Source organism: Streptomyces sp., from assembly GCF_031178505.1.
GTDB lineage: Bacteria > Actinomycetota > Actinomycetes > Streptomycetales > Streptomycetaceae > Streptomyces > Streptomyces gulbargensis.
In genome coordinates, this window is the sequence record NZ_JAPSIW010000659.1 from 1 (window position 1) to 3,997 (window position 3,997).

Annotated in this window: 4 protein-coding genes and 1 pseudogene; 3 read left to right on the forward strand and 2 right to left on the reverse strand. The window is 75.8% G+C overall.

Annotation, left to right across the window (positions count from 1 at the left end; all coding sequences use genetic code 11):
• Nucleotides 1–26: 26 nt before the first annotated feature.
• Nucleotides 27–965: a zinc-dependent alcohol dehydrogenase family protein gene (locus RIF68_RS29965; RefSeq protein ID WP_309054418.1), complete on the reverse strand. Its 939-nt coding sequence runs from the start codon at nt 963–965 to the stop codon at nt 27–29.
• Between the two features lie 29 nt (nt 966–994).
• On the opposite strand from RIF68_RS29965, the pseudogene RIF68_RS29970 reads away from it, so the two are divergent.
• Nucleotides 995–1,805 (forward strand): annotated as a pseudogene (locus tag RIF68_RS29970) (AraC family transcriptional regulator); the annotation flags it as partial.
• 29 nt (nt 1,806–1,834) lie between these two features.
• Here the strand turns inward: RIF68_RS29970 and RIF68_RS29975 are convergent.
• On the reverse strand, nt 1,835–2,287 hold the full coding sequence (locus tag RIF68_RS29975) for a hypothetical protein (RefSeq protein WP_309054419.1): 453 nt from the start codon (nt 2,285–2,287) through the stop codon (nt 1,835–1,837).
• 310 nt (nt 2,288–2,597) lie between these two features.
• Here RIF68_RS29975 and RIF68_RS29980 point away from each other — a divergent pair, with 310 nt between their 5' ends.
• Both RIF68_RS29980 and RIF68_RS29985 read left to right on the forward strand, forming a co-directional pair.
• On the forward strand, nt 2,598–3,101 hold the full coding sequence (locus tag RIF68_RS29980; RefSeq protein WP_309054420.1) for a hypothetical protein: 504 nt from the start codon (nt 2,598–2,600) through the stop codon (nt 3,099–3,101).
• Nucleotides 3,102–3,310: 209 nt separating this feature from the next.
• The coding region (locus tag RIF68_RS29985) for a DsbA family oxidoreductase (protein ID WP_309054421.1) at nt 3,311–3,997 on the forward strand (687 nt) is incomplete at its 3' end.

Consider the following 3,997-nt stretch of genomic DNA (forward strand, 5'->3'; position numbering starts at 1 on the left):
CCCCGTACCGCCTCCGTGCGAGCCGCTCAGTGCCCCACCCGCAGCACGATCTTGCCGGTGTGCGCGCCCGACTCCATCAGCCGGTGGGCGTCGGCGATCCGATCCAGGCCGTCGAAGGTCTCGGCGATCACCGGCGCGAGGGAGCCGTCGCGCAGCCCCGAACCGATGAACCCGGAGGCCCGGCGGCGCCCCTCGGGGGTCCGGGCCGGCGCTCCGTTGGCGTACGTGTGCGTGGTCTGCGGCCAGTTCCGCGACAGCGTCACCGGCCGCGGGTCCTGCCAGCCGTACAGCACGGCGGTGCCGCCGGGTCGCAACGCGTCCCCCAGCGCCGCGAACCCCGGGCCCCCGATCGCGTCGAAGACCAGGTCGGCGCCCGCCCCGCCGGTGATCCCGCGCACCGCCGCGGTCACGTCCTCGCTCTCCGTGACCACCACGTGCGCGGCCCCCAGGTCCAGCAGCGCCTTCCGCTTGGCCTCGCCCCGGGTGGTGGCGATCGGGACCGCCCCGACCCGCAGCGCGGTCTGCACCGCCGCCGTCCCCACCCCGCTGGAGGCGCCCGTGATCACCACGTGCTGCCCGGGCAGCAGACCGCCGGTCTCCACCATCCCGCCGTACGCCGTGAAGTACGTCAGCCAGACCGCCGCCGCCGTCACCGCGTCCACCCCTTCGGGGCGGGCCACCAGGTACTCCTCCGGCAGCACCACCCGCTCCGCGTGCACCCCGTGGACCCCGAAGTCGAAATTGGCGGCCGCCATCACCGGATCGCCCGGGGCGTACGCGGTCACCCCCGCGCCGACCTCCTCGACCACCCCGGCCGCCTCGTACCCGAGCCGTGCCCCGGGCAGCGTCGGGGCGTAGTGGTAGGTGCCGGAGCGGAAGAGAACGTCGGCCCGGTTGAGGCCGACCGCGTCCACCCGGACGCGGACCTCCCCGGGGCCCGGCGCGGGCAGCGGCACCTCCTCCACGCCGAGCACCTCGGGGCCGCCGAGCTCGTGGAACCCATGTCGTCCTCCAGGGCACCGCCTGGCTGCTCCCGCCGGACGGCGCCCCGCCCGTCCGGCTCGGCCCCGGCGAGCACCGGCCACGGCCTGGCCGACCGGCCCGACACCCCGCTCGTGGACGCCGTGCCCGCGCCGGACGGCTCCTGGCCCACCCCGCCGGACCGCGGCCCCGTCGGCAGCGAGGAGACCCTGCTGCTCTGCGGCGCCTACCAGTTGGACCGGGACCGGGCCCATCCGCTGCTGACCGACCTCCCGGCGTTCGTGCACCTCCCCGCCCGGGTCGGCGCCCACCCCCGGCTGCGCGCCGCCGTCGACCTGCTCGGCGCGGAACTCGCCGAACCGCAGCCGGGCGCCGACGCGGTGGTCCCGGCCCTGCTCGACACGCTCCTGCTCCACCTGCTCCGCACCTGGTGGCTCACCGAACGCGCCGACCTCACCACCGGCTGGTCCGCCGCCCTCGCCGACCCCGCCGTCGCCGCGGCCCTGCGAGCCCTCCACGGAGACCCCGCCCGGTCCTGGACGGTGGAGGAACTCGGCGCCCTCACCGGCCTCTCCCGCGCCGCCTTCGCCCGCCGGTTCTCCGCCCTCGTGGGCCGGGCGCCGCTCGCGTACCTCACCTGGTGGCGGATGACCACGGCGGGCCGCCTGCTGCGCACCGGCGACCTCCCGCTCCGCTCCGTCGCCGGACGGTGCGGCTACTCCTCGGAGTTCGCCTTCGCCAAGGCCTTCAAGCGCCAGTACGGCCTGGCCCCCGGCCGCTACCGCAGGGGCACGGCACCCGCCGGGTCCGTCCCCGCCTCCTGACCTCCCGACCGGACCCGTGGCGAGGGTGGTCAACAGGCCTTGCGTGCCAGGGCCTCGAATTCCGGCCTCGGCATGGTGCCTCGCAGGGTCAGAACCTCTCCGGCCGGGACCGCCGCGAGTTGCCCGGCGTCGAACGTCACCGAGGCGTTGTAGGCGTAGGAGTCCTCGGGATCGGTGAACGCGAGCTCGTACGTGTAGCCCGGTCGCGGGCTTCTCGGACCACGGAGCTCCGCGCCCCAGCGCGCGGGCGGGGCGAACAGCGGAAAGTCCGCCGCCTCGTGCGTCCCGCGCGTCTCCCAGCCGATCCAGGGCTCCTCCCCCGGGGGCGTTTCCGGTGCGGTGCCCCGCCCCTCGTCCGACAGGTCCTCCTGCGGGACGCGGACAGCGGTGCCGAGCAGCCGGGGAGCACGCACCCGGCCGTCGTCGTCGCACGGTCGCAGCAGCGCCTGGGCGCTGCCCCGCTGGTCCACGTACACCGCCACCAGGGGACGCAACTCCGGCGAGCACCCCGCCGCCGACAGCGTGAGCGCCGCACTCAGCGCCGCGGCACGACACGCCCGTGCTGTCGCGCCCGTCCTCACTCTTCTCACTCCGTCCCTCCCTCGCACATCCGCCTCGCCGCCAGGGCCCCGCACCCGGGCCGGGCCCGACGGGGCGGAAGCGGGACCGGCCACGGGCATCGCCGTCCCCGCCGGCCCCTCCCCGCCCCCGAACGCCCTTGCCGCACGGCGATCGTCGCAGGCAGGGTGCTCCCTGTGGCGAGTGCCGTCACGCCATCAGGGGAGAGCTCGCATGGCCGACTGTTATCCGTACCGCATCGTGACCGCGGAAGGGGACCTGACGCTGGTCTGGCGGCCCGGAGAGGGCGATGCCCGCGACGAGTTCGCCGTCGACGGCCTCGGGGAACTCCTCGCGTTCCACGACCCCGCGGACGTACGGGAACACTGCGACCGCACCGGAGGGGTGCTCGTCCCGGAGGGGGAAGCCATCCTCGACCTGGAGGGCGTGCGGCGATGGGCCGAGCATCCCGGCCTCGGCCCGGTCCCGGCGGGACTGCTGCTGGACGCGTGGAACTTCTTCGACGACCTCTCCCACAGCCTGCGGGCCGGACCGCAGCTCCCCTCCCGGGGGCCGGTCCCCGACAGCGCCTACGAGAAGCTCTTCGGCGGTGACGCCCCCGAACCGGACGCCGGCGGGGGAGCCTGGACGGCCGAGGAGACCGCGGCCCTGCACGCGCTCGTCCGCGCGGGCCTGGACCTCTGGGAACGGGCCGCGCACCGGACCGCCGCCGGCTGACCCGATCCACGGCCCCGCCACGTCGGGCGCGTCCGCCTGCCGCGCGTGAGCGGTGCGCAGGCCGCGGCGAGGGGGCCGGGTCCGGGGCGCGGGGAGGGCCGCCACCTGGTGCTCCGCCTCACACTCGGCGCCGGAACGGAATGAACCGGGAGGCCGGCGGCGTTCCGTCGCCGTCAGGACCACCGCCCACCCTCCCGGAGAGAACCCCCATGCGCGTCGAGATCTGGAGCGACATCGCCTGCCCCTGGTGCTACATCGGGAAGGCCCGCTTCGAGAAGGGGCTCGCGGCCTTCGCCCACCGCGAGGAGGTGGAGGTCGTGCACCGTTCCTTCGAGCTCGACCCGAACCGGGCCAAGGGGGACACCGCCCCCGTCCTGGAGATGCTGGCGACGAAGTACGGCCGCACCCTGGAGGAGGCCCGGGCCATGGAGGAGCACGTCGCGTCCAACGCGCGCTCCGAGGGGCTCGGCTACCGTACCGAGGGCCGCGACCACGGCAACACCTTCGACATCCACCGCCTGCTCCACCTGGCCCGGGACCGCGGGCGGCAGAACGAGCTCCTGGACCTGGCCTACCGCGCCAACTTCGCCGAGGAGCGCTCGGTCTTCGATCCCGAGACCCTGGTGGCGCTCGGCGTGGAGGCCGGTCTGGAGGAGGCCGAGGTCCGGTCCGTGCTCGCCGACGAGTCCGCCTACGCCGACGCCGTACGGGCCGACGAGCGCGAGGCCGCGGAACTCGGTGCCGACGGGGTGCCGTTCTTCGTCCTGGACCGCCGCTACGGCGTCTCCGGCGGTCAGCCCGCCGAGGTCTTCACCCAGGCCCTGGAGCAGGCCTGGCAGGGCCGGGCCCTCCAGCCCGTGGGAGGCGGCGACGCCGAGGCCTGCGGGCCCGACGGA